The 5127-nt window shown below is 49.8% G+C and carries 3 protein-coding genes; 2 read left to right on the top strand and 1 reads right to left on the bottom strand.

From position 1 onward, the window contains the following. Positions 1-135 precede the first annotated feature (135 nt). Positions 136-1305, top strand: coding sequence for an efflux RND transporter periplasmic adaptor subunit (locus ABYP73_RS11230; RefSeq protein ID WP_372974383.1), 1170 nt, complete (start codon positions 136-138; stop codon positions 1303-1305). A gap of 8 nt (positions 1306-1313) precedes the next feature. Further along, positions 1314-4814 carry an efflux RND transporter permease subunit gene (locus ABYP73_RS11225; protein WP_372974382.1) on the top strand — a complete coding sequence of 1167 codons (3501 nt, stop codon included), beginning with the start codon at positions 1314-1316 and terminating at the stop codon, positions 4812-4814. Positions 4815-4852: 38 nt separating this feature from the next. Here the strand turns inward: ABYP73_RS11225 and ABYP73_RS11220 are convergent. Further along, on the bottom strand, positions 4853-5127 hold a 275-nt coding region (locus ABYP73_RS11220), incomplete at its 5' end, for a RagB/SusD family nutrient uptake outer membrane protein (protein WP_372974381.1).

The following is a 5127-nucleotide window of genomic DNA, read 5'->3' as shown; positions in this document are numbered from 1 at the left end:
TCCGGCAAGCGCAGACCCAATTGTACAGTGCCCAGCAAGAGTACCTGCAGTCCATGGTAAATGTGATCACTGCCAAAACCGAACTGGAAGTAATAGCGAACAACAATTAAGAACAATACAAATCCACAAACCAAAATGAAAACGAATATCCCAATCCTGGCCCTTCTGACCGTATTGATCTCCTGCGGTGGGAACCAGAATGATTCCGTTGACAGCCTCATTGCCAATGGGAATCTCGAAGCCATAAGATCCAAAAAGGCCAGCCTAACGGAAGAGATGAAAGCGATCAGCGATCAGGTACAGGCCCTGGATTCCGTGATCTCTATCCTCGATGCAGATACTAAACTCCCTCTGGTCAATACCTTTGAGGTAGTACAGCAGCACTTCGACCATTTCCTCGAACTACAGGGAGATGTGGCAACAAAACAGAACGTGCTCATCTACCCTGAAATGGCCGGTACGCTGGAAAGCGTCTACGTCACTGAGGGAGATAGGGTTGTAAAAGGTCAGCTGCTGGGAAGGATCGACGACGGAGGAATGGCCAGCCAATTAGAGCAGTTAAAAGCACAGGCAGCCCTGGCTGAAACCACTTACGAACGCCAAAAGAGATTGTGGGAGCAACATATCGGTTCCGAAATTCAGTACCTCCAGGCTAAAACCTCATACGAAGCTGCAAAAAACAGTGTAGAACAGGTAGAAAGACAACTGAGCAAATCTGCCTTACGGGCTCCTTTCAGCGGTATCATTGACGATGTGATCAAGGACCAGGGTACCGTAGTTGCTCCGGGGCCGGGGTCAGAAGTGTTCAGGATCGTGAATCTGAGCCATATGTACATTACTGTGAATGTTCCGGAAACCTATGTAGGGAGCATACAGAAAGGCACACTTGCCAAGGTGTATTTTCCCGTTCTGGGCGATTCGGTACAGACCAGGGTAAGGCAGGCCGGGAATTACATCAACCCCAATAACCGTTCTTTTAATGTTGAAATCCCAGTTCCCAATGAAAAAGGGAACATAAAACCCAACCTGACCGCCAGGGTGATGATCAATGATTACACCAATCCTCAAGCCCTGCTGATTCCCCAGAGTGTGATCTCCGAGAACGCAGAAGGCGAACAGTACGTCTTCATCGCGGAGGATCCTACGGACGAACTGAAAGGGACAGCCAGGAAAAGGGTGGTGACCACAGGTAAGACCCAGGGTAGGTTCGTAGAGATCCTGGGAGGGCTCCAGGCTGGTGAATTGATCATACAGGAAGGAGCGAGGAGTGTAAAGGACAACCAGGACGTCCAAATCATTAAGTAAGACCAGCCATGAGCAGACAGCAAAAAAACGCCAACAAGGAATTCCGGATATCCTCCTGGGCCATAGACAATCCCTCTGTGGTCTACGTCATGATCGCGATATTCCTTTTTATGGGATATAGTGCCTATATGGCCCTGCCCAGAGAAGATTTTCCTGAAGTGGTGGAAACCAAGGTTTACATCAGCACCCCGTATCCCGGGAACACAGCCGAAGACGTGGAAAGGCTGATCACAGATCCCCTGGAGGACAGGATCAAGAACGTCAGCAACCTGGTGGAACTCACCTCAACCTCACAGGAGGATTACAGCATTATTACTGCCGAGTTTGACGAGGATATCACCGTAGAAGAGGCCAAACAAAAGGTAAAGGATGAGGTAGATGCCGAGAAGGCCGGTGAAGACTGGCCCCTGTTCAACGGGGCCAAGGTGGAACCCAATGTGTTCGACCTGAACCTGGCCGAGCAGATCCCGATCATCAACATCAATTTCACGGGCGATTATCCTGTCGAAAAACTGAAAGAATACGCCGAGTACCTGGAAGACCGAATTGAGGACCTGCCTCAGGTAAAGGAAGTGGACATCCGGGGTGCTCAGGAGAAAGAGGTGGAAGTAGCCGTTGACGTGTACAAGATGATGGCAGCCAAAGTAAGCTTCCAGGACGTACTGCAGGCTATTTCAAACGGGAATATGACCATGTCTGCCGGCAACCTCAAAACGATCAACCAAAGAAGGACAATTCGCGTCCTAGGGGAGATCGAGGACCCGAAGGAGCTCAACGATTTCGTGGTCAAATCCGATAATGGGGCCATCTACCTCAAGGACATAGCCACGGTGACCTTTGATGAAAAGGACAAGACCACCTACGCCCGTGAATTTGGCGACAATGTGGTGATGCTCGATGTTAAGAAGCGTTCTGGAAGGAATACGATAGAAGCCATCAACGAGATCAAGAAAATCGTAAAGGATGCGGAGGACAATTACTATCCCAAAGACCTTACCCTGACCATTGCCAACGATTCATCAAGCAGGACCTTAGGGCAGGTAGACGACCTGGTGAACAACATCATCTTCGGGATTATCCTGGTGGTCACTGTGCTGATGTTTTTCCTGGGCTTTAGAAACGCCCTGTTCGTCGGCTTTGCCATTCCCATGTCCATGTTCATCTCATTCATGATCCTATCGGCCCTGGGATATACCCTGAATACAATGATCCTCTTTGGCCTGATTATGGGGCTCGGGATGCTGGTCGATAACGGAGTGGTCGTGGTTGAGAATGTATATCGTTTGATGGAGCAGGAAGGCATGTCGAGGATCGCCGCAGCAAAGAAGGGGATCGGCGAGATCGCATTTCCGATCATCGTCTCTACACTTACTACGGTAGCAGCCTTTGTCCCCCTGGGACTTTGGCCGGGAATTTTCGGGCAGTTTATGATCTACTTCCCCATTACTCTTTCCGTTGTACTCGGCTCTTCTCTTTTTGTAGCCATCATTATGAACTCCATGCTGGTATCGCGGTATATGGAGGTGGGAGATAAGGAACTTACACGCAAGCAACTGATTAGGATAAGTATCATCCTGGGCGGCCTGGGCCTTCTCATCATGATCTTCGGAGGAAGTTTGCGCGGGCTCGGCAGCCTGATGATCGTCAATGCTCTTCTTTTCTGGGCCTATAAATACGGTATCAAGAAATGGGCTAAACGGTTTCAGAATACAGCATTGGTCCGCTTTGAGAATTTTTATGAGCGGCAGATTAAATATTCGCTCAGGGGGAAGAACGTGTATTGGTTTGCCGGGATCACAGTATTATTGCTGGTAACTACCATTATGCTCTTCGGCATATCCCTGGGCAGCGGGAGGACGAAGGTGGAATTCTTTCCTGACAACACCCCCAATGAGATCAATGTCTATATTGAGTATCCCCAGGGTACCGCTATAGAGAAGACAGATGAGCTAACCAAGGCTATAGAAGACAGGGTCTATGCCGTCGCCAATAAGCCCAAATACAAACAGGGCAACTATAACTTCCTCCTCTCATCAGGGGTTTCCCAGGTAGGAGAAGGCGCGGGTAACCCATATACCGATGGAGGTTCTTCTGCCGAAATGCCCCATAAAGGAAGGATCACCCTTTCCATGCGAGAGTTTAAATACCGCAACGGTCTGGATACGGAGGAACTCCGCAGGGAAATTCAGGACGATCTTGTAGGCATCTATCCGGGGGTCTCTATTTCAGTGGAAAAGGATGCTGTTGGGCCACCATCAGGGTATCCCATCAATATCGAATTGGAAGGCAAGGACTATGACGTATTGATCAACACGGCCGAGAACATCCGCAACTTCATCAACCGGAAGAACATTGCCGGGATTGAGGAGCTCAAGATCGATGTCAACAAAGGCAAGCCTTCCATGAATGTGAAAGTAGACCGCGAGAAAGCCGGAGAATTAGGGGTGAGCGTAGGCCAGGTAGGCCAGCAGTTAAGGAGATCCCTCTTTGGTGAGAAGGCCGGGGTATATAAAGTGGATGGTGAGGACTACGATATCAATGTGCGATTTAAAGAGGATCTGAGATATGACAAGAGTGCCCTGTTCAACCAGAATATCATTTTCAGGGACCAGGCCACGGGACGGATCAAGGAAATTCCAGTCTCAGCCGTAGCCAGTCAGAAAAACACCTCTTCCTTCAGTGCGATCAAACACCGGGACAACAAAAGGGTGGTTACTGTCTATTCCGGGCTCAAGCCCGGATTCTCGGATGCAGGGGCAGTGGTAGCCGAGATCCAGAAGGAGATGGAGAACTTTCAGGGCCTGCCGGAGGATGTGAAACTCGACTTTACAGGTCAGATCGAAGAGCAGAACAAACAGATGCAATTCCTGGTCGGCGCGTTTTTCTCTGGGCTCGGACTCATCATGCTGATCCTGATCTTCCAGTTCGGGGGGATCTCCAAACCTGCCATCATCATGACGGCCATCTTCCTGAGTTTTATCGGAGTATTCGGAGGGCTGATGATCACAGGATGGCCCTTTGTGATCATGATGACCATGATGGGGATCATTGCACTGGCGGGAATTGTAGTGAACAATGGGGTGGTCCTGCTGGATTATACGCAGATTCTGATCGATCGAAAGAAAGTGGCACTTGGGCTTGATGATTATGACCTCCTGCCTATGAAATACGTGACAGAGGCCATTGTCAAAGGCGGGAAGGCCAGGCTGCGTCCTGTGATCCTGACAGCGGTGACTACGGTACTCGGTCTCATCCCCCTTGCCGTGGGATTGAACATCGACTTTTTCTCCCTCTTCTCTACCGGGGATCCCAAGATCTATGTCGGAGGAGATAACGTGATCTTCTGGGGGCCGCTGGCCTGGACGGTGATCTTTGGCCTGATCATCGCCACCTTCCTCACCCTGATCATCGTACCTGTGTTATTCAATATCACCTACAGGATCAAGTTGTATTTCAGGCCGAGCAGTCTTGAGACCTCGGAAGAAAAAAAGATCGAGCTCGCAGCATAAAAAAAGGCCGCCCGAAAAGGCGGCCTTTACATTTCAGTCTATTCGTTTTCCGATAAGGGTATCGGCATCACGTTGAAGATCTGGTCTCCCGCCCTGTCGATTGGCAGGGTGTTAGACAGGTTATACCTCCTCAAGTCGAACATACGGTGGTTCTCACACCAGAGGGAGTACCTCCTTTGGTTCAGGAGTTCTGTGGTGAGAGCATCCACTGTCAATGCGCCGGTATAGCTTGGCAAAGAAGCCGAATTCCTGATCACATTCAAGGCATCTTCTGCTTCCAGGAGATCATTGGTCAGGATATTCGCTTCCGCAT

It is taken from the genome of Muriicola sp. (assembly GCF_041567615.1).
Lineage (GTDB): Bacteria > Bacteroidota > Bacteroidia > Flavobacteriales > Flavobacteriaceae > Muriicola.
This window is presented reverse-complemented; position numbering and strand designations above follow the sequence as displayed.

Coding starts and splice junctions, on each gene's coding strand:
- ABYP73_RS11230 (WP_372974383.1), top strand. CDS start 136: ATGAAAACGAATATCCCAATCCTGGCCCTTCTGACCGTATTGATCTCC.
- ABYP73_RS11225 (WP_372974382.1), top strand. CDS start 1,314: ATGAGCAGACAGCAAAAAAACGCCAACAAGGAATTCCGGATATCCTCC.